16 protein-coding genes are annotated in these 20,329 nt (G+C 64.2%); 2 read left to right on the top strand and 14 right to left on the bottom strand.

The features are described 5' to 3' along the window. Positions 1-75: 75 nt before the first annotated feature. The 14 genes from ACZ0AJ_RS16115 to ACZ0AJ_RS16050 all read right to left on the bottom strand — a co-directional run bounded on the left by ACZ0AJ_RS16115 (position 76) and on the right by ACZ0AJ_RS16050 (position 16,539). Positions 76-240 carry a hypothetical protein gene (locus ACZ0AJ_RS16115; protein WP_499455490.1) on the bottom strand — a complete coding sequence of 55 codons (165 nt, stop codon included), beginning with the start codon at positions 238-240 and terminating at the stop codon, positions 76-78. Between the two features lie 206 nt (positions 241-446). After that, the gene (locus ACZ0AJ_RS16110) at positions 447-2,543 is read right to left on the bottom strand and encodes an ArnT family glycosyltransferase (protein WP_499455489.1); all 2,097 of its coding nucleotides are present in this window, start codon (positions 2,541-2,543) and stop codon (positions 447-449) included. A 2-nt stretch (positions 2,544-2,545) separates the two neighbouring features. Continuing rightward, positions 2,546-3,325, bottom strand: coding sequence for a PIG-L deacetylase family protein (locus ACZ0AJ_RS16105; protein ID WP_499455487.1), 780 nt, complete (start codon positions 3,323-3,325; stop codon positions 2,546-2,548). Further along, the gene (locus ACZ0AJ_RS16100) at positions 3,315-4,169 is read right to left on the bottom strand and encodes a GNAT family N-acetyltransferase (protein ID WP_499455486.1); all 855 of its coding nucleotides are present in this window, start codon (positions 4,167-4,169) and stop codon (positions 3,315-3,317) included. Before ACZ0AJ_RS16100 ends, ACZ0AJ_RS16105 begins: the two co-directional genes overlap by 11 nt. Then, entirely contained in the window at positions 4,166-4,540 is a 375-nt protein-coding gene (locus ACZ0AJ_RS16095; RefSeq protein WP_499455485.1) for a GtrA family protein, read from the bottom strand. Before ACZ0AJ_RS16095 ends, ACZ0AJ_RS16100 begins: the two co-directional genes overlap by 4 nt. After that, positions 4,533-5,546, bottom strand: coding sequence for a glycosyltransferase family 2 protein (locus ACZ0AJ_RS16090; RefSeq protein ID WP_499455484.1), 1,014 nt, complete (start codon positions 5,544-5,546; stop codon positions 4,533-4,535). Before ACZ0AJ_RS16090 ends, ACZ0AJ_RS16095 begins: the two co-directional genes overlap by 8 nt. A 13-nt stretch (positions 5,547-5,559) precedes the next feature. Continuing rightward, a complete protein-coding gene (locus ACZ0AJ_RS16085) occupies positions 5,560-8,490 on the bottom strand; it encodes a glycosyltransferase (RefSeq protein ID WP_499455483.1) in 2,931 nt (976 codons plus the stop codon). 3 nt (positions 8,491-8,493) lie between these two features. Continuing rightward, entirely contained in the window at positions 8,494-9,813 is a 1,320-nt protein-coding gene (locus tag ACZ0AJ_RS16080; RefSeq protein ID WP_499455482.1) for an FkbM family methyltransferase, read from the bottom strand. Further along, positions 9,810-11,033 (bottom strand): ABC transporter ATP-binding protein, encoded by a 1,224-nt coding sequence (locus ACZ0AJ_RS16075; RefSeq protein WP_499455481.1) that lies wholly within the window; start codon positions 11,031-11,033, stop codon positions 9,810-9,812. Before ACZ0AJ_RS16075 ends, ACZ0AJ_RS16080 begins: the two co-directional genes overlap by 4 nt. Beyond that, positions 11,033-11,833: an ABC transporter permease gene (locus ACZ0AJ_RS16070; RefSeq protein WP_499455479.1), complete on the bottom strand. Its 801-nt coding sequence runs from the start codon at positions 11,831-11,833 to the stop codon at positions 11,033-11,035. Before ACZ0AJ_RS16070 ends, ACZ0AJ_RS16075 begins: the two co-directional genes overlap by 1 nt. A gap of 345 nt (positions 11,834-12,178) precedes the next feature. Then, on the bottom strand, positions 12,179-12,940 hold the full coding sequence (locus ACZ0AJ_RS16065; RefSeq protein WP_499455478.1) for a Crp/Fnr family transcriptional regulator: 762 nt from the start codon (positions 12,938-12,940) through the stop codon (positions 12,179-12,181). 22 nt (positions 12,941-12,962) lie between these two features. After that, complete coding sequence (locus ACZ0AJ_RS16060) at positions 12,963-13,298, bottom strand: VanZ family protein (RefSeq protein WP_499455595.1); 336 nt, start codon at positions 13,296-13,298, stop codon at positions 12,963-12,965. 77 nt (positions 13,299-13,375) lie between these two features. Then, entirely contained in the window at positions 13,376-14,635 is a 1,260-nt protein-coding gene (locus ACZ0AJ_RS16055; RefSeq protein ID WP_499455476.1) for a tetratricopeptide repeat protein, read from the bottom strand. After that, the gene (locus ACZ0AJ_RS16050; protein ID WP_499455592.1) at positions 14,632-16,539 is read right to left on the bottom strand and encodes a CHASE2 domain-containing protein; all 1,908 of its coding nucleotides are present in this window, start codon (positions 16,537-16,539) and stop codon (positions 14,632-14,634) included. The genes ACZ0AJ_RS16055 and ACZ0AJ_RS16050 overlap by 4 nt, the downstream gene beginning before the upstream one ends. A 181-nt stretch (positions 16,540-16,720) precedes the next feature. Between ACZ0AJ_RS16050 and ACZ0AJ_RS16045 the strand changes: the two genes are divergently transcribed. Both ACZ0AJ_RS16045 and ACZ0AJ_RS16040 read left to right on the top strand, forming a co-directional pair. Then, positions 16,721-18,052 carry a FecR family protein gene (locus ACZ0AJ_RS16045; RefSeq protein ID WP_499455474.1) on the top strand — a complete coding sequence of 444 codons (1,332 nt, stop codon included), beginning with the start codon at positions 16,721-16,723 and terminating at the stop codon, positions 18,050-18,052. A gap of 391 nt (positions 18,053-18,443) precedes the next feature. Next, positions 18,444-20,291: a DUF4214 domain-containing protein gene (locus ACZ0AJ_RS16040; protein WP_499455473.1), complete on the top strand. Its 1,848-nt coding sequence runs from the start codon at positions 18,444-18,446 to the stop codon at positions 20,289-20,291. Positions 20,292-20,329: the final 38 nt, after the last annotated feature.

Below are 20,329 nucleotides of genomic sequence, written 5' to 3'. Positions count from 1 at the left end.
GTATGGTAATTAATATAACGCTTGGATAACGGGAGATTCCGTTCGTGAGCGCACAAAAACGCTCACCTTTGCGGCTCATGCTGTTAAATATCTTTCGGTAACACAGGAGATCCGGATAGCGGCGGTCGCCGCTGCGGTGCTGCTGGCGTGGCTGTCGTACTGCTTGTCGGCGAAGATGGCCGGATCCGAGCCGTTGCCGCCAAAGTAAAGCCGTGCAAGGACGGCGGTCAGGGCCAGCATGATGCGCATACGCCTGGCGCGATATTGTCGCCCCAGGTCAGGTACGGTCAACGTTTACAGCCTGCAGTAGATCCTGATATTTGGCTGGTGGCCCGTCACTACAATGCAATACAGCGCCTCGGGCACCCGCAGGCGCCGGGGCGGATGCCACGACCCGGCCTGGCACACTGCTGCTCATCCATTGCTAACGAAAATAGCGCCTTGCATCAGGGTGCGCCGGAAACGTCCGGCCCACGCTTCCCGATACTGATTTCGGCGATGCCAATCCCGAGCTCACGCACGTCCGGCAGGTTGCTCGTCGCGCTTGGCGCCATTGGCTTGGGCACGTCGATCGTCAGGCTGCGCTGTGTTCCATCCGTCGTCAGGCGCAGCCGGATTTCCTGCATGCTGCCGCGAAGGCGGAACGTGGTGCTGGCCTGGCCTGCGCGCAGCGTGAACGGCAGCGTCGTATTGTCGCCATAGGCCATGCCCTTGATCACGACATCGAGGTTCCGGGGCAGCTGGCGGTTGAAGTGCAGCACCACGTGCTTGCTGTCAGACCAGCGCCCCCAGTGCTCCACCATCGACAGGCCTTCGACGCTCGCCAGCAGGCTGTCGGCCCCTGGCGGCACCGACAGCTTGGCCTGACCCACCGGGCGGAAGTCGGCAGCCAGCCGCACCAGCGCGTACTCCGGCGTTTTCAGGACCACATCCACCTTCGGCGGCAACGCATGCTCGCCAATCACGAGGAGCCATTTGTTGCGCACCGGAAGCTGATAATCCTCGATCGCGGAGCCAGGCGCCAGTTCGAGCATCGCCGTATCGTTGTCGTCGACGTGGAATTGGGCGCGCATGATCTCCACCAGGTCGTTGCCGGCGATCGTCAGGTATTTGCGCTCGGCAGGCGGCACATGGTCGCGCGCAGCAATACCGGCGCGGTCCGGCGCCCAACCCGGCACAATTTGCGCCAGGTAGGTGAGGCTGTTCATCACACCCAGCGCCAGCGTAGCCGGCAGCAACACGAACAGGAACAGCGGCGCAGCCAGGCGTTTGCCGAATGCCCACAGGGCCAGCACCAGGAGGCCCGTTCCCACAATCGCCTGGCCGGTCCACATTGCGAGCGGAATCGACATGATTTCGGGGCCATCGATCGATGACAGCATGTAGCGTGGCAGCATCACGTACGACGCAGCGACTGCCGCAGCGACCAGCGTGGCGACGACGGCGCGCGTGACCGGGGATGCGTTCATCGATGCAAAGTGCACGGGCGAGAAACCGGCGGCGGCCACGACGATCAACAGCGGGAACGTGAAACTGTAGTAACGCAGGTGCAGGCGCACCACCTCATGCGGCCCCACCCCGGCAATCGACGCGGTATAGGCCACCGCCATGCCGGCGGCGGCACCGAGGGCCAGGAATGTGTACAGGCAGAGGATATTGAAACCGGTCGTGCTGGCGCGGCGTGTGCGCAGACTCACGACCCACAGCAACAGCGTGGCCATCGGCAGCGGCAGAAGCAGCGCCATCGCCATCAGGTGACCGCGCCCGTTGATGAAGGCGGCGCCAAGCAGGCGCCCCAAGTCGCGGCTGGTGTTGGACGCGGCCCCTGAACTATAGAAGCTGCCGAACACGCTCAGGGCCGCATCGCCCGCGAGCAGGTAACCAATGCCGAACTTGACTGCCAGGACCATCGCACCCAGCAGGACAGCGCCGATGATGCCATCGCGCAGCCATGGCGCGCCTTGTGCGCGCAGCCAGCCGGCGCCGATGACGAACAGGCAGACCGCCGGCAAAAGGAACAACGCATGTACTTTCACGAGGCTCAGCAGGCCCAGCACAACGCCGGCCGCCAGGCCTTGACGGATCGGACTCCAGGTGCTGCGCGTGAGCAGCAGCCAGCTCAGTACAATGAAGCCGAAGTAATACGTCGCTTCCGGCATGAAGAACGCGGTGGCAAGATTGATCGGCGCCATCAGGCACATCAGGGTAAGCGCGATGGCAATGCCGCGCCCTGCAACCTGGCGCGCGATCAGGTAGATGAACGGGCCGGATGCCACCAGCAATACGGCATTGCCGATGCGGGTGCAATCGAGAAAGCTTGTGCCGCAGGCCGTTGTGGCACTAAACAACCACAGGTACAGATAGGACGGCACGATCGCTTCGCCGAGTGGCTGCAGGCGTGCCATCTTGCTGTAGTACCACTCGTCGGCAAAGATTGCCGGATACAGCCCGTGGTTGCGCATGATGAGCCAGGCCAGCACCATCGCCAGGCCGGTTGTCAGGAGCAGCCAGGCACTGCGTTCCGAAATTTTCGTGTTTTCCATATTCATGATCGTGGTTGCCTGGCGCGCCATGCCGCGACAGCGTCGCTGAGCTGTTGCCAGGTAAAAAACTTGCGCTTTTCGTAATAGAGCGGGCCGGCGTGGGGCCGCTCGGCGATGCGATCGAGCGTCACGTGCTGCAGCGCCTGGTCACCACGCAGCAGGTAGTGCAACAGCACGAACGGGAACAAGCCAATCCATGTGACGCGCTGCGACGGGTACGACAGGCACAGTGCCAGATAGCGCAGGCGCGCGCGCCAGGCGATCGGCGTGGCCGTGACCGGGCCATTTTCTGTGATGGGCGCAAGCACCCTGAACCAGGGGCCGCCCAGGCCCCGCGACTGATACAGGGAAAATTGCCAGGTGCGCGCGAGCAGACCCCGTGCGGCTGCCAGATGGGCGGTCAAGGCGTGCAGTGCATCGTGATCGTGGTGGCCACCCTCCCAGGCCATCACGTGGATCGAATCGATGGACGTGAAGCTGTCGAACCAGGCGGCCAGCCATTGTCCGGCGGCGTCCAGGTGCAGCGGCAAGCGCGCATCGCCAATGCCGAGCTGCTCGCCTGCGAAGGTCACATCGCTGGCAGCCACGCCGAGCCGCGCGAGCACGGACAGTGATTCGGCATTGCGCACCGCGGCGCTGGATCCGGTGGCAGTCTGGCCGTCGCTCAGGTAGGCGCAGGCAACGCGGATGCCCTGGCGGCGCAGTGCAACGATGCGTTCGAACACCCCGAACTCGTCGTCCTGGTGGGCGAATACGAACAGGGCGACCGGCTCAATAGGCATCGAAGTCCAGGAAGCTGAACTGGATACGGGCCGGGTCCAATGCGGCGACGCGTGCGGTATTCGAGCGGTAGATCAGGTTCAACGGCGACGGGCGCAGGCGCTGGGGGATGCTGGCGTAATTCCACCAACCGGCGTTGGCATCCGGCGCCAGGCCAATCAGGAGCCGCAGCGGCGACAGGAAGGGCGCGTCACCCACCGCCGGCGTAGCGACGCTGGTTGCGAGTTCGGCATAGGCAGGCACCGACAGGCCGAAGGCAGGCGCATAGAACTGCTCGCGCGTACCGGTCGTGCGCCGGTGCACCCGGCTGTGCGGATTGGCGCAGCGCCAGGCTAATGCCTCCGGCGTCCAGCTGCGCTCGAACGACAGCTGCGCCGCTGGCGCTTTCGGGCCATGCGACAGCGTGCCCAGGCCCACGCGCGCCTCGAGCGGGCGCACCAGCTGGAAACCCAGTTTGCGCACGAAGCCGGGCGTGCTGTTGGCATTGGCCACGCCGTACACGCCATCGAAGCCTGCGGCAGCGCCAAACTCGAAGGTTGCGGTGGCGAGTTTGGTAAACAGGCCTTTGCCCTGGTAGTCCGGGTGCGTCGCAGTATTGAGCGACAGCAGCACCAGCACTTCGCTGCCCTCGACCCAGGCACGTGCCGGAATGCAGACATAGTGCGCGGCAAGGCGTTCGCCATCCCACGCATCCATGCCGACGGCGGGGCCGTCCGGGTTGGCCGTGTACAGCCAGGTCAGGTAGTCGGGCGTGAACTTGCCGGTCCCGGGGAAGCAGGCGGCGAACAGGGCGACATATTGGGCCAGGGTCGCTGCGTCGTTCTGAATGGGAGTAATACGCATCATTTGAAGATCCAGTAGCGGCTGAGGAGGTATCCATTGGCCGCCACCAGCGGCAGCGACAGGATTTTCCCGATGAGAGGATTATCAAGCAGGGTCACCGCGAGCGCGACGCAGCCGATGGTCAGCATATAGTTCATGGCCACCACGCACAGGAAGCGGGAAAAGCTGCTTTTCGATGCGGCCTGGCCGAACGTGACGCGGCTGTGAAACGCGTAGTTCACCAGCAGGCCCACGAAAAACCCGGCACTGGCGGCGGTCCAGTGGTGCGCGCCTTTCATGATCAGCAACTGCATCAGGCCGATGTCAATCCCGGCGCATAGCACGCCGCCGATGAGAAACACGCCGATCTGACGCAGGCGCGCCGGGTCAGTCATGGTGGCGGCGCCGGAACAGCGTCTTCTTGTGCAGCGGTCGGCTCGGCACCGAGGCGATATCGTAGTTCAGGAAAGCCAGGATCAATTGCACACCCATGATCACTGGCAGCGCCGCGAGCATCACGGTGCCGGCCGGCGTGGCCACGTCGCTCTTGGCCGACGCGATCCAGTGAATCAGGCCAAAGACAATACCGAATGTCGTGAGCAGCACGCCGAAAGGCAATTCGAGCGAGGCGACCGACAGGTTGCGCAGATAATAGTTATAGAACAGGCGCTTGAAGAAGTTGCGCACGTTCTTGGCTGCGAACTCGGTGATCACCTGCGACACTTTCAGGTTGCTCACCTCGTCCCCATAGACCGCGTCCATCGGCACGTCGACGACCACGGCGCCCAATGTGTTCAGGCGAAACAGCATGTCGCTTTCGAAGAAGTAGCGTTTGCTGATCTTCTCGAACGGCAGGTAGCGTGCAGCATCGGCATGGATCGCGGTATATCCGTTGGTCGGGTCGAACAGATGCCAGTAGCCCGACGACAGCTTGGTCATGAACGAGAGCATGGCGTTGCCGAACAGGCGCACCGGCGGCATTGCGCCCAGGCGTTCCAGATTGAAGAAGCGGTTACCCTTCGTGTAATCGGCTTCGCCGGCCAGGATCGGCGCAATGAACATCTGAATCAGGGAAGCGTCCATCTGGCCGTCGCCATCGATCTTGACGATCACGGTGGCGCCATCGGCCACTGCAGCACGGTAGCCGGTCATGACGGCGCCGCCCACGCCCTGGTTCTCGGTGTGTTCGAGCACGGTCACGCGCGGGTCGCTGCAGTTGGTGCGGACGAAGTCGCCACTGCCGTCCGGGCAGCGGTCATCGATCACGTACACATGCGAGACTTCCGGACCAATGCCCGCGATGACGCCGATGATGTGGCGGGTAACGCGGTAGCAGGGGATCACGACCGCGATCTGTGCCGGGGTGTCGACAGTGTGGGCTTGGGAGACGTTGACGTTCATGGCATCTATGTAATCAGGAAATGTTGCCGACCTGCGCAGTGCCGGGCAGGGTTTTGTACCAGTGCTGGTCGACCAGCGCATCGAGCACTTGCCGCGCACTGCCATCCCAGGTCAGCCATGGCATGCCGGTCGATGGCGGCGCCTTGCCGTCGCGGTGGAGTTCGAGCCAGCCCTTGATGGCGTCGGCCAGATCGTGCGGGGCCAGGCCCTCGAAATAGGACGCATGCGCGCCCGCCACTTCACGAAACACGGGCAGGTTGCGCGCCAGGATCGGTATGCCTTTTTGCGCAGCTTCGATCAGCGGCAGGCCAAAGCCTTCGCCTTCGGACGGCGCCAGCAAGGCAGACGACGCGGCGTACAGCTTCTGCAGCATCTCGTCCGAGATGCCGGCCAGCCAGAACAGCCGCCTGCCTTTTTCGGGATGGGCGGCCATGCGCTCGCAGACCTTCTCGACCATCCAGCCTTCCTTGCCAACGACGACCAGGTTGACGTCCTCGCCACCGTCCCACAGCAGATCGAACGCGGCCAGCGCCTGGGCATGGCCCTTGCGCGGCTCGACGGTGCCGACCATGATGAAGCTTGGGCGCTGGGCCAGTGCCGCCAATACCTGGTCGGCTTCCGGCGGCAGGCCGAAGCTGGGGGCACTGGCGTCGATGTCGGCGCCCAGGTGGAAGTGGGCCAGCTTGAGCGGGCTGCGGCGCGTCATTTTCTGGCTCTCGAACCAGGCAGCCAGTTCGTCGGCAACGGCGCGCGAGATGCACAGCACGCCATTGGAAACCTTGTGCACGCTGCGCAGAAAATCGCCAAAATACTGCTCGGTTCCGAACGGGAACACTTCGGGGCGCAGCATTGGCAGCACGTCATAGACGACGAAATACACCTCTACGCCGCGCATGCGCATGTCGAGCAGGCGCGCTTCGTTCTGGGTGGTGCCGGTGGTAAACAGGTCCAGGCCGAAGAAGATGTCGCCCGCGCGGATGTCGCACGGCGCGTCTTCCAGGGGCAGGTCCGGTTCGCCCACCAGTTTCATGCCGAAGCTGCGCGCGTACATATACGGCTGGTTGCCGCCGCGCGAATGCACCGGCTCGATGCGAAAGCCCGCCGGCGGGTTGGCGATCATCGACAGCAGGATGCTGCGCACCACGCGCTGGATGCCGGTCTTGAGGTCGGACTGGGTCAGCGCCGAAACGTCCACCAGCAGCTGGCGCTGCGCAAGCGGCGCACGGTTGAACGCGACCGCTGCCGCCAGCGCCGGCAGCTTCGACGGCACCACCAGCGAGGCAGAACTGGCGATCAGGCGGCGGTAGACGGCGTCGCGTCCGGCACGCGTGAAGTCTTCGATGGCATCGCGGAACAGGCTGCCGACATGCTGCGGCGCGTGGTGCGCCGCCATGTGCTTGAGCGCACTGTGCGCCAGGCGCGAATGCGCCGCGGCGTCGGCCTGCAGCCCGGCCAGGGCCGCGGCCAGTTCGGCGATGTCGAACTCGTCGCGCAGCTTGAGCAGCACGTCGTCCGGCAGCTGGGCGCTCGCCCCGTGCGCATTGACGATCGTGGGCACGCCGTACAGCAGGCAGTCCAGCACCGAGGCCGAGGTCTCGCCGCGGGTAGCGCTGCGCAGCTGCACCGCACTGTCGCAGGCGGCGAGCCAGTCTGCATAGGCGCTCGCGTCGACGAAACCGGTGATGCCGATGCGTTCGGGCGCGGCGCTGGCCGCGATGCGTTCGGCCAGCGCCGCGCCGTACGGCCCCGGATCGTTGGCGCCGACGTAGACCAGACGGCAGTGCGGATCGGCGCCCAGCGGCGACGCCAGGAATGCGTCGAGCAGTTCGGCGTTGAGCTTGGTGCTGCCGAGCATGCCGAACGTGCAGACGACGAATTCGTCAGGCTGCAGGCCCAGGCGCGCACGGGCAGCGCTGCGCGCTGCGGCGCGCGCGGCGTCCGAGGCGGCGCCGTCCGGGCGGCCGCGCAGCAGTGGTATCGTGCGCCAGCCGGCGGCGGCGTCCTCGCCGTACCATGCGCGGGCCAGATCGCGCGAAAAGTCGGAATGCACGATCACACCATTGGCGTGGTCGAGCACCGCCTTGTTGAGCGGGTACTTCCAGATCGACGGGTTGCGCCCTTCCTTGCGGTGCGACAGCAAGCCGCTGAAGCCGTGCGAGTCGTACAGCGCGTGCAGGAAACCCTTGGGCAGGTATTCCTCGCGCTCCAGATTGTCGAGCACGCCCGAGAGGAAGAAGTCGTGCAGTACCACCGTGCCCGGCACGTCGCGCAGCAGTTCGAACATGTGCTGGTGCGCGTGCGAATTGCCGAAGTGGTAGAGCACGCGCTCGAATTCGCCGGCATGGGCACGCAGCCAGTCGGGATCGCGCCGCGCCAGACCATCCAGGCGCGGATCGAAGACTGTCTCCTGCGCGATCACGAGCTCGACGTCGTAATACTTCGCCAGCTCGGGCACGAGTTCGGCGCTGTAGTCGGCGATGCCGGAATGCACCGGCGGCAGCGGCGATACATACGCCAGTCTGGGACGGGCACCGCCCGCGTGCGCAGGCGCCGGCCTGGCTGCCAGCTGGACCAGGCTGCGCAGCAATGCGTTGGCGTCGCATGGGGCATCCGGATTCTGGGACAGCACCGGATAGGCGCCGTCATCGGCGCCGGCCTTGCCCACGGCCAGCACGGCGCCGGGGGCAAGGCCGATCAGCTCTTGCAGCGCGTGGCGCCGCAGGAGCGTGCGGGCCACGCCGTTGATGGACAAGTCGACGCTGCGCACGCGTTCGGCCAGGGCCGGCTCGAGGCGCAGGGTTTCCAGAGCGCCCGTGTCGCTCATGGGCGCGGCCACCCACAGGTCGGCGCCGGCCGGGACCTGGCGCGCCAGTTGCGCGCACAGGCGCAGGGCCGCCGCGTCGACACGCGTGGAGTAGCCGAGAAGATCAATAACGATGCGCATGGATTATTTGCCTGATTGGAGATGGCGGGCGCGCTGGAGGTCGACCAGGACCTTGCGCACCGAGGCCGGGTAGGCGCGCAGGTCGTCCGGCACCGGCTCCACGCCGGGTGGCAACGGCTCCGGCGCGGGCTGCTTGATGGTGGCCAGGCTCATGGCGACCCGCCGGTTCAGCGCCGGGAAACGCAGCAGAAGGGGGATCAGGAGGCGGCGCAGCGACTCGTTGCGGGTCAGGCGCTGGACGATGCGCCTGACCCGGTCGGGACGGCGCAGCTTGTGCACCAGCGTGCCCACGCGGCGCAGCGGCAGCGTGACGCGCCACGAGGTGCTGGCCTCGATGGCGCGGACATGCGCTTCGAGGTCCTTGCCCCAGGCGGTCAGTTTCAGGGCATCGGCGTGGAGTGCATCGAGCCGGTTGCCCAGCACCACGGCCTGGTTCTGGGCCAGCTCGGCGCGGTCATGGGCCAGCTCGGCGCGGTGATGCGCCTGGTCGGCGCGCTGGTTCGCATTGTCCATCTGCGAGATCAGTTGGCTGTTCTGTGCGTGGTAGCGCTCGACGTGCGCGGCCATTTCCTGCACCCGCTGTGCAGCGTGCGCCAGCGCATCGTTGAGGGTGCGCTCGGCCACCCAGGACTTGTCGAGATGGTGCGAGATGAACTCGTCGAACACATTCGGCTGGATCGTCAGGTGCGCGCCCAGTTCGGCATGTTCGTCGGCCACGTAGTAGCGGTTCAGGCCATCGAACCAGGCGAAGCGGTAGCCCTGGTCCGTGACCAGGTGTTCCCAGCTGCCATGGTTGGTCTCGCGGCTGTTGGGCAGCGTCGCTTCAATGACCAGAATCCAGGGACGCCAGCGCGCGAAGTCCATCCCGCGCAGCACCTCGCCCTCGAAGCCCTCGACGTCAACTTTCAGGAAGTGGATCTCGCCGCGCACGTACTGTTCGCAGATCGAGGCCAGCGTACGTACCGGCACCTTGATCTCGGCCACCTCATGGCCCTCGGCGCGGTGCATCTCGGCCACCGAGGCCTGGGGCGAGGCCCAGCCGCGTACCGCCGGCACGTCGTACAGCGTCAGTTCACCGTCCGTGGCGCCGGCTGCGATGGCCAGGTTGACGTCATGCGGGCGCTGCTCTTCGAACGCCTGGTGGAACGCCGGCAGCGGCTCGATGCTGATGCCGTGCCAGCCGCGTTCATAGAACGCCTTGGTTACCGAGTGCTCGACCGGGTCGTTGGCGCCGACATCGATGTAGAAGCCGTGCCTGACGTGGCCGAGCGCACGCCAGAGCAGCACATCCTCGGAATTCTGGGAATAGGAAACGAAAGTCATAGGCGTTGGATGTCGACGGCCGGATCGAGCCAGGCCGAACCTTCAAAATGGGGCCGGCGCATGTTCATCACCGTGAACACGAGCGCCAGGTCGCGCCACTCGTAGTTGTTGACCAGATGCGTATCCGTGCTGACGATGGCGGTGGCAACCGAATAGGTGCCCGGTCCCAGGTTCATCGGAAACGCGAAGCGGTACACCACTTCCTCGCCGGCGGCCACGTTGTCCAGCGGCAGCGCCTTCAGGTGGGTATTGGTGCCATACATGGCCTGGCCCAGGCGATCCTTGATCATGTAGCCGAGCACCATGCGCGGGATCGGGGCATTGACCTTGACCCGTACCTCGAGCGTGACGGGGCTGCCGACATCGACCACCTCGACCTGGGCCCCGGTCTCGTCGAGCAGCACGATGTCGGACACCGTCGCCTCGCCGGTGCCGGAAACGGTCTGCACCTTGCCCTCGGCCAGTTCGTTCAGGCGCACGGTATCGTTCTCGCGCTCGGCGATCATGGCGTTGTAGTAATCCATGATTTCCTCGGGCCGGCCTTCGCACGCCAGACGTCCGCCGTCGAGCAGGATGGCGCGATCGCACACCGACTGAATCGCCTGCTTGTCGTGCGAGACGAGCAGCAGGGTCGTGCCTTCCTTGCGGAACTGGCGGATACGATCGAAACTCTTGTGCTGGAAGTAGGCGTCGCCCACCGACAGCGCCTCGTCGACGATCAGGATGTCGGGCCGGCGCGCGGTGGCCACCGAAAATGCGACACGCATCTGCATGCCGCTCGAATACACCCGCACCGGCTGGTCCATGTAGTCGCCGATGTCGGCAAACGCTTCGATTTGCGGCATCAGCTCCGTGATCTGGCTCACCGACATGCCCAGCAGCTGGCCGGCCATGTAAGCGTTCTGGCGGCCGGTGAAATCGGGATGGAAGCCCATGCCCAGTTCGAGCAGGGCCGCCACGCTGCCCTGCATCGTCACGTTGCCATGGGTCGGCTGTGTGGTGCCGGTAATGAGTTTCAAGAGCGTGCTCTTGCCCGCGCCGTTGATGCCGATCAGGCCCACGGCTTCGCCGGGCGAGACCTGAAAACTCACGTCGCGCAGCACCCATTTGAGCGAATGGCGCGGGCCGCGAAACGGCAGGATCCATTCCGACAGGCGCGACAGGCGCGTCGGATAGGTTTTATAGGCCTTGCCCAGGTTCGCTACGGTAATCGTGCCCATCAGAGTTCATCCACCATTTCGCCGGCGCGTTTGCGGAACAGCCGCATGCCGAATGCGCACAGCACGAGCGCAAGCAGGGCGACCCAGCCGAGGGCACCCCAGGCCGGTGCGGCGCCGTGCACCAGCACCGCCTGGTAGGCCTCGATCACGGGCACCATCGGGTTCCAGGCCAGCATCGCGCGCACCTCGGGCGGCAGGATGCTGGCCGGGTAGACGATCGGCGTCAGCCAGAACCAGAACTGCATCGCGATCGTCACGAACTGGCCGACGTCGCGGAAGAACACATTCAGGATGCCGACGATCATGGCCAGGCCGATCGCCAGCAGCACCTGCACCGCCAGCACCGGCAGCAGGGCGGCGAACATCCAGCCCGGGAAATTGCCGGTGGCGATCAGGAACACGACGAACAGGCCGAAGATGATGGCGAAGTTGACGAGCGCATTGAGCACCACGATCACCGGCAGGCAGATGCGCGGAAAGCTGATCTTCTTGATGACGTTGGCCTGTTCGATGAACATGCCCTGGCCGCGCGCGACGATCTCGGCAAACAGGCCCCAGGTCAGCACGCCGGCGCACAGGTAGATCGAATAGGCGAAGCCGGATTCGGCACCAGGCAGCTTGGTACGCATGACCTCGGAAAAGATGACCGTATAGACCAGGATCATGGCGAGGGGGCTGAGCACCGACCACAGCGCACCCAGAATGGCATTGGCGTATTTGGCCTGGAATTCGCGTTTAACACTGCCCAGCACGAAATCGCGATAGGTCCACAGGCCGCGCAGCATCAGGGGCGCAATCATGGGGCGTGCAACGGGCGGGGCGGCGCCTTGAATGGGGGCAGGCAGGGTGTTTTCATCATCATTGGCTGGATCGGGTAAGGCGATGCTGTTCAGTTGGTTAGCCCCAGGATCGTCGTTCCCGCGAAGGCGGAAACCTGAGTTTGCTGTCAAGCCACGATCGGCATCGTGACTCGTGGCTCTGAACTTGGATTTCCGCATGCGCGGGAATGACGAGTCGTGGGCTGGTGGGGAACTGACACACCCAGAACTGAACAGTATTGCAAATCAGGGCGAAATTATACTCTACGACCCTGCCCACAATTTGTTCAATTGTAACGACCTGTCGTTACATGAAGGGAATGCCGATCAGCCCTGCACCAGCTTTTGCAGCGCTTCCGGCTTGACGATGATGAGCCGGTGCGAATCCTTCTGCACGATGCCCTGCTGGGCCAGCGCGGTCAGTGCCCGGGTCACGGTTTCGCGGCTGGTGTTGATCATGTTGGCGATGTCCTGGTGGGTCGGCAGGTTCTCGAGCACAGCCGGGGCCCCGGGCTCGCTCGGCTTGTTCTTTTGCATCAGCACCAGATAGGTATAGATACGCTTGGCAGTATTGTTAATGCTCAGCAGCGAACGGAACTCGGAATCGCGCTGGATCTTCTGTGCCAGGTGCTGGAGCATCTGGTTGGCCACCGACGGCGAGTGCGAGAACAGGTGCATGGCGCTCGCCGCTGGCAGGAATGCGACCAGCACGTCGCTCATTGCCACCACCGATGCCGAGCGCGTGGAATTGTTGATCAGGGCGATCTCGCCGAAAAAGTCGCCGGGCGCCAGCATGCGCAGGCCGATCGCGCGGCCATCCTCGGTCACGTCGATCACCTGCAGCTGCCCCGACAGCAGGAACATCAGGCCGTCGCCGTGGCCGCCCTTTTGCAACACGATGTCGCGCTTGCGGTACTGGCGGATGCGGATCTCTTGCTTGACGCGCACGATCTCGTCGTCGGTCAGGCCGGCGAGCAACGGAATCTTGCGCAAATGAATCTGGATCTGGCGCTGTTCTTCGTGCTGCGCCGGCGTTTCGGCGGCGCCGGGTGCTGGCTGGGGCGTTTCGGAGTTAACGGTGGTGTTCATGCTGCTTTCTGAAAGGAGGTACTCAGAAGAATACCGTATACAGATGGGCGCAGAGCGCCGCGAAGCCAATGCCTGCGGTATTGGCCACCCCGTCGCGCCAGCAAAAACGCCGGTCGGGCACGAGCGATTGCAGGCATTCGATGAGCCAGCCGAGCGTGAAAAGGCCCAGCAGCCACAGTGCCGCTTCGCGATGGTCATGCGCCATGCGCAGGGCCAGCACGCCAAGCACGGCGAAGCTGGCGAAATGCAGGAATTTGTCGTTAGGTAACGGCGGGAGCCAGCGGTTCGGCACCAGACACCCGACACACACGATGCTCGCGGCGAGCAACAACAACATCAAATCCGCAACAACCACCATCAACCGCTTTCAGAGTGCCAACAGGCCGCGATTGTATACGGTCTGCCGTCAGCCGGCGATGCCGGCGCCGCCGGTGCTCACGGCACTTGCCATTGCCAGCTGAGCTGGAGCTGGCGGTTGTTGTATTGGAAGATCGAGATATTTTCCCGGTTGCGCACGATCCGTCCCTCGAGCAACAGCGTCTGGCGCTTGCCGACCGCCCAGCGCAGTACGCCACGCACCACCTGCGTCGTCTGGTCGCGCACTTCGTCGACCAGGCCAGGAGAATATGCCTGGCTGCTGTCCCATCCCTGCCGGGTATAGCCGAGCTCGGCAATCAAGCCTTGCCGCAGTTCGCGCCGCACCAGCAGGTTGACGAATATGCCGTCGCGGTCGCCGCCTGGACGCCGCTCGAGGGCATGGTCGTTCTGGTAGCCGAGCGAAGCGCTGGCAACGCCGTGGACGCCGCGCCAGGCCAGGTGGCCGCGCACTTCCTGCGTGGTCGAGTCGAAATTCGACAGGCTCGGGAAGGTGTTGTAGGTAACGCTGCCCACCATGTCGAAGCCGATGCCGGCCGGCAGCTTCAGCGGTGGGGTCGCGCGCGCCTGCAACTGGACCTGGCGCTGGTACAGCTGGTTGCCCAGCGTGACCAGGCCCACGGTCCCGGTGCCGCGCACGCGCCACGGACCGAAGCGCCACGGCGTCTCGGCCCCGACGAACAGCGAGGCGCTGTCGTACTGGTGCAGGCTGTCGTTGCGACGCAACTGGTACTGCGCAAAGCCGACGCTGCCGTTCGGGGTGATTTCTCGCACGTAGTCACCGCTCAGCTGCACGTACTGGTCGTGGCGCGGGCGGAAGTCGCCCGCCAGCTCGTACTCGACCTGTCCGCCTGGCGCGTCGACCACGTAGCGCGTGGTGCGCGCGCCCTGGTTCACGTTCTGGTCGATTCCCCTCCCGAGCGTGACAACGGTCGACGACGACGCGTCCCAGGCAGCGCAACCCTGATCGCGCGCATTGGCGATCAGCTCCAGGATCGGCCGGGATGGCGAAAAACGCGTCTCGAACGCAGCGAACAGGCGCTCGGCCTGGTCGGCATTGCCCAGGGAACAGTGGGTCAGCGCCAGGTCGAGCAGGGCGCCGGCGTGCTGCGGATGACGTTCGACCAGCTCGTCGAGCTCGTGCGAGGCGTCACCGCGCCGGCCCTCGGCGATCGATTCCAGCGCTTTCAAATACAGTGCGTCGCTATCGTCCGGGGCAGTAGCATCGGCGCCCGGCGCAGCATGCGCGGCGTGCGCTGACGTTGCCAGGCACAGCAGAAGGGCGAGTGCGCGCACGCTGCGCGCCGCATGGTGGGTCATGTACTGCTTTCGATGCTGGCCAGCGCGGCATCCGGCGACTTGGGCCCGATGGAGGCTGGCGTATATAACATGGTGGGCTTGACCTTGCCGCGCAGGAGGCGTTCGCCCAGTTCGGTAAATGCGTGACGGCGGGAGCGCTCGACGGTGCCGGCGCCGACGATCACGTCATGCGGAAATTCGCGCGCGGCATGCTCGAGGCGCGAAGCCGTGTTGACGCTGTCGCCCACTGCCGTATAGATACTGCGAAACGAGGTGCCGAAGTCGCCGGCCATGGCCAGGCCGCTTTCGATGCCGATCCGCACTCGCAGCGGTGGATGCCCGAGCGCTTCGCGCGTGGCCGACAGCGCCCCGACCCGGGCGACGATGGCGCATGCGGCATCGAGCGCCAGGTCGGCATGCTGGTCGATGGGCAGCGGAGCGCCCCAGAATGCCACCAGGCCGTCGCCAGTGTATTTGTCCAGGGTGCCGTGGGTGGCAATGACGGGGCCGGTCAGGCAGTCGAGGAATTCGATCGTCAGCTGGGCCGATTGCTCCACCGTCAGGTTTTCGACCTGGGAGGTGTAGCCCTCCATGTCGGCGATCAGGGTCGTGACATCGAGCCGGCGCGGCGCCAGCGGGTCGGCCAGGTCGCTGCGCAGCAGTTGCGCGACCACTTCCGGCGCAACGTACTGGCGCAGCGTACCGAGCAGGTGGCGCGAGCGGCGCTGCGCCTGCTGCCACTGGTAGGGCACGGCCACTGCCAGCAGGAACAGGTTGGTTGCCAGCGGCGCAGTGGTCGAGAATGCAGGATCGTGCGGCATGATGAAAAACGCGACGCCGATCCACAGTGCCGAGACCATGCCGAGCAGCAGTACGCAGGCCATGGCCGGCAGGCGCGGGAAGGCAAATGTGGCCAGCACGGCCGACAGCAGGGCGGCACCGAGCGCCAGCAGCTTGCCCGGCCACGGAGCGGGCGCGGCGCCGACCTGGCGGTCGAGCAGTGCGGACAGAATTTCGGCTTGCACGCCCAGCCCCGGACGGCTCGGCGCGTAGGGCGTGGTGACGCGGTCGCCCAGGCCCAGCGACGACGAGCCGACCAGCACCAGGCGATCGCGTGCGCTGGCCGGGTCGATCGACCCGTCGAGGATGTCGGCGGCACTGACCACCGTAAATGCCTGCCAGTCGCGTTTGAATGGAATGCGCATGGCGCCCGAGGCAGGCATCGACGGCGCCGCGCCGGCGCTGCAGCAGCTGGTCAGGGCCAGGGCCAGCGCTGGATAGTGGCGGCCCTGAAAACGCAACACCAGTGGCACATGGCGCAAGGTGCCGTCGGGGTCGGGCACGAAGCCGATATTGCCGACATGGCGCGCCGTCGCCAGTCCGGCGTGGTTGGCAATGTGGCCGTCGGCCTCGACAGCCTGGCCGCCGTACCCGGCGAGGGCGCCGGCGGGTACGCCCTCGCGGATCGGGTGCGGGCGGCGCCTGTCAGGATCGAAATCGAAGGCTTGTGCCAGCACCAGGTTCGCATGCATGGCCAGTGCCGCCAGACGCGCATCGCCGGTCGCATCGCCTGCTTCGGGCAGCAGGATGTCCAGGCCCACGCCCCGCGCTTCATAGCGGGTAAGCAGGATGTCAACCAGATCGGCGATGCGGCTGCGCGGCCACGGCCAGGGTCCAAGCGCGCTCATGCTCGTTTCGTCGATGTCGACGACCAGGATGCGGGGCTCGGGCGCACTCGTGCCGTGGATGCGTACGAAGCGGTCGCGTAACCACTCGTCGCCGAAAAACGACAGATCGGCGGACGAACCCCACTGGGCGAAGACCGTCAGCAACACCGCCGCGACGGCGATCGCGCCGCGGACGAATGCCGCTGCCTGTTGGGCGGGAGGCTGACGCCTGCTCGGTTTGATGAAGGAGTCGCTCACGCCGCCAGCGGTTGATGTTAGTGGAAGAAAACACGAGTATAACGCGAAAAGTGTTGCTGTGAGTGCAACTGACAATATTCCGTATCTAGTAAGCAGGCGCCGGTATTGGATTACAATGTGATGACGATCACAGAACTAGTGACGCTGGTGCGGATAATCACGCCATTACAAGGGGGAAAGCATGTTGCGTCAATTATTGGTCATCAGCGCGTTGGTCGCAGTAACGGGCCAGGCCCAGGCGGCCGAAGCGGGCAAGGTCATCTTCACCACTGGCAGTGCCCAGGTCGCCGACAAGGCGGGGGCTGAAGGGATCGCCGTGCAGGAAGGTGACATGCTCAGCACCGGGGCGGACGGCTTCCTGTATGTCAAGACGATCGATAACGGCCTGTTCATCCTGCGCCCCAACACCCGGGCGCGCATCGTGGCTTACCACGTCGACCGCGTCACGCCCGCCAACACCCGGGTCAAGCTCGAGCTGCTCAGCGGCGTTGCGCGCAGCAAGTCGGGCGATGCCGTCAAGCAGGCGCGCCAGAATTTCCGCTTCAATACGCCGGTGGCCGCCATTGGCGTGCGCGGCACCGACTTTACCGTCTACACCGACCAGCAGACCTCGCGCGTGGCCGTGCTGACCGGTGGCGTGGTCGTCAGCGGTTTTGCCGGCGGCTGCCGTCCCGAAGGCGGCGGCCCGTGCGAAGGCGCGGCCAGCCGTGAACTGTTTGCTGCACAGCGCGGGCAACTGATTGAAGTCAAGCTGGGCACGACTGCGCCACAAGTGATGGAATCGGGCGGCGGCGCGCCGGACCAGGTTGCGCCGCCGCGGGTGGACGAGCCGGTGGCCAAGCGCGAGCCGGGTGGCGCCATGCCGCTGCTCGATGCACGCAAGAGCGATACGCTGGACAAGCTGGTGTCGCAGCCGGGCAAGCCGGTTACCGTGCCGCCTGTAACGGTGGTGCCGGTGCCGGAGGTGCCCGTGGTGCCGTCCGTGCCTGACGTGCCGGTGGTGCTTGAGCGCAAGATCGAATGGGGCCGTTGGGCGGCGCTGGCGGGCAATCCTGCCACCATGACGCTCGATTCCAAGCCCGGCGCCGATCAGTTCATCAGCGGCGACTATGTGGTCAATCGCCTGGCGGGCCGCGACTATGTCAAGCCGGAGCGCGGCAACGCCAGCTTTACGCTCAAGGGCGGCGAGGCCACCATCCGCAACGACAATGCCGCGATCCCGGTGCAGCTGGCAACGGTGCAGAATGGGGTGCTCAATGTCGACTTCGGCAAAGCCACTTTCAATACCAGCTTCGACGTGGTCAATGGCAGGGAGGTCATCAACATGATGGCCGAGGGCGATGTGGTCAAGGATGGCCGCTTCGCCAACAGTGGCCAGTTCTCGCGTACCCGGACCAATAATATGTCGGTCAGCGGCATGCTCAGCGACGCAGATAATGGCAGTGCCGCTTATGTATTCAGGCGCCGCATCGAAGAGCGCGATATTAGCGGCGTTACATTCTGGAATAAATAGTATTCAAGCATTGTTTTAATATGCGCCCCGGTTAATCCGGGGCTTTTTTTATTCTCGAGATACACAGTGCGGGCTGCGCTTGATGAGCACATGTCGCCAATTCTCTCTAATTGTCTCCGATCGCGAATAATGATTAAGTTTCAGTATTCATTGACGGGTAGGCAAGTAATTGGAAGCAATTGGATCATTCTTGCGTTGTTGAACATGTTCTCCGATAATAACGGCCCAACAGATTGCATTGAATTACAGTCTTGGGACAAAAAATGCTGTTTTTTGTGATGATCGTCACACGAACTAAGCGAGTCCCTCTGTCATCATTCGGTCCGTTGGATTGCAGAAGTCGATTCGCGGCTTGCAAAATTTGAATATTGACTGAACTTAGGAGCTACAAATGGGTGTTTATACCGAAGCAGTACAAAAGCTGTACGTCGCATACTTCAGCCGTCCAGCGGACAAAGCTGGCCTGGCATACTGGGAAGGCATCGTCACCGCTAACGGCGGCAATACCTCGGCCGTTGCAGTTGCTTTCGCCAACTCGCAAGAATACAAAGACACCTTCGCTGGCCAGAGCCAGTACCAGATCGTCAACACGATCTACATGAACCTGTTCGGCCGTGCTGCTGAGCCAGCAGGTCTGGACTACTGGGGCCAGGGCCTGATCAACGGTCGCGTGACCATCGCTGAAGCTGTCGTTGCTATCTCGACCTCGGCTCAAGGCACCGACGCAACCGCGTACTCGAACAAAGTCAAGGCATCGGTCGCTTTCACCGACGCTCTGGACACCTCGGCTGAAATCCTGGGCTACAGCGGCACCGCTGCTAACCTGGCTGCCAAGACCTTCCTGGCTGGCGTGACCGACGTTGCTTCGACCCTGACCAACGCAATCGTCCCAGCAACCCTGAACGCGTCGATCGCTACCGTGATCTCGACCGGTTCGGCTTCGACCGGCCAGAGCTTCAGCCTGACCTCGACCATCGGTGAGCAAGTCAACGGCACCGCAGGTAGCGATGTCTTCACCGCAGTTGTCTCCGGCACCAACGGCGCTGACGGCACCCTGAACGTTGGTGACACCATCAACGGCCTGGGCGGTCAAGACACCCTGAACCTGCTGGCAACTGCAGGCGCAACCATGCCAGCCGGCGCAACCGTGTCGAACGTTGAAATCGTCAACCTGACCCACGTCGGCACCACCGGCGCACTGGCACTGAACTCGAACATGTTCGGCGGCGTGCAGCAACTGTGGCAGATCGACAACACCAACGGTACGGCTGACTTCCAGGACGTGACCGTCGGCACCGGCGTGACCGCTGGCTTCCGTAGCACCGGCGCCAATGCAACCAACGTCGTCGCTGACGTCGCTGTGACCGTTGCAGCCGGCACCACCGCTGCTGCAGTCGCTCTGGACGGCGTGAAGTCGGGTTCGGCAGTTGAGTTCCTGGAAACCACCGCCAACAACCTGAGCACGGTCACCGTGTCGGGTTCGGTGATCACGATCCCAGCAACCACCGGTACCACCCCAGCTCCTGCGTCGAACACGCTGGCACTGACCGCTACCGCGACTGACGTCGACGTCCTGAACGTGTCGCTGACCTCGAACACCACCGTCACCATGAACGGTTTCGTTGATCTGACCTCGTTCAACGCTGCTGGTTCGACCGGCAACCTGACCGTGGATCTGGGCACCCCTGGCGAGCTGACCACTGCAACCTTCGGTTCGGGCAACGACAACGTCACCCTGAACACCACCGGCCTGCAAGGCGATGCGCTGACGATCAACCTGGGCGCTGGCAACGACGTCCTGAACCTGAACGCCGGCATCAACAGCGACGACGCAGCTACTGCCGTCACCATCACCATGGGTGCTGGTAGCGACACGCTGAACATCACTGGCCTGACCAACATGTCGGGTACCAGCGCTGCTGCTATCGCTGCTGACATGGTCACGGTTACCGATTTCGTCGCAGCTTCGGACGTCCTGGACGTTTCGGCTCTGGGCGCACGTGAAGTTCTGGTCAACACCGAACTGGCAAACATCTCGGCAGCTACCGACTTCGCAGCTGCTCTGGCGCTGGTTGCTTCGTACACCGCTATCAACTCGTACGCAGTGTTCAACTTCGGCAGCGATGCTTACATCTTCGCTAACGATGCTACCGCTGCACTCGGCGCCGGCGACGGCCTGGTCAAAGTTGTTGGCCTGTCGGTTGCTAGCCTGAACGACAGCAACTTCGTCGGCGCTTAATACGCCTTCCAAGTTGTAGTAAAGAACCCCGCTGGCTT

This window comes from Telluria sp. AC161 (assembly GCF_979258535.1).
This window is presented reverse-complemented; position numbering and strand designations above follow the sequence as displayed.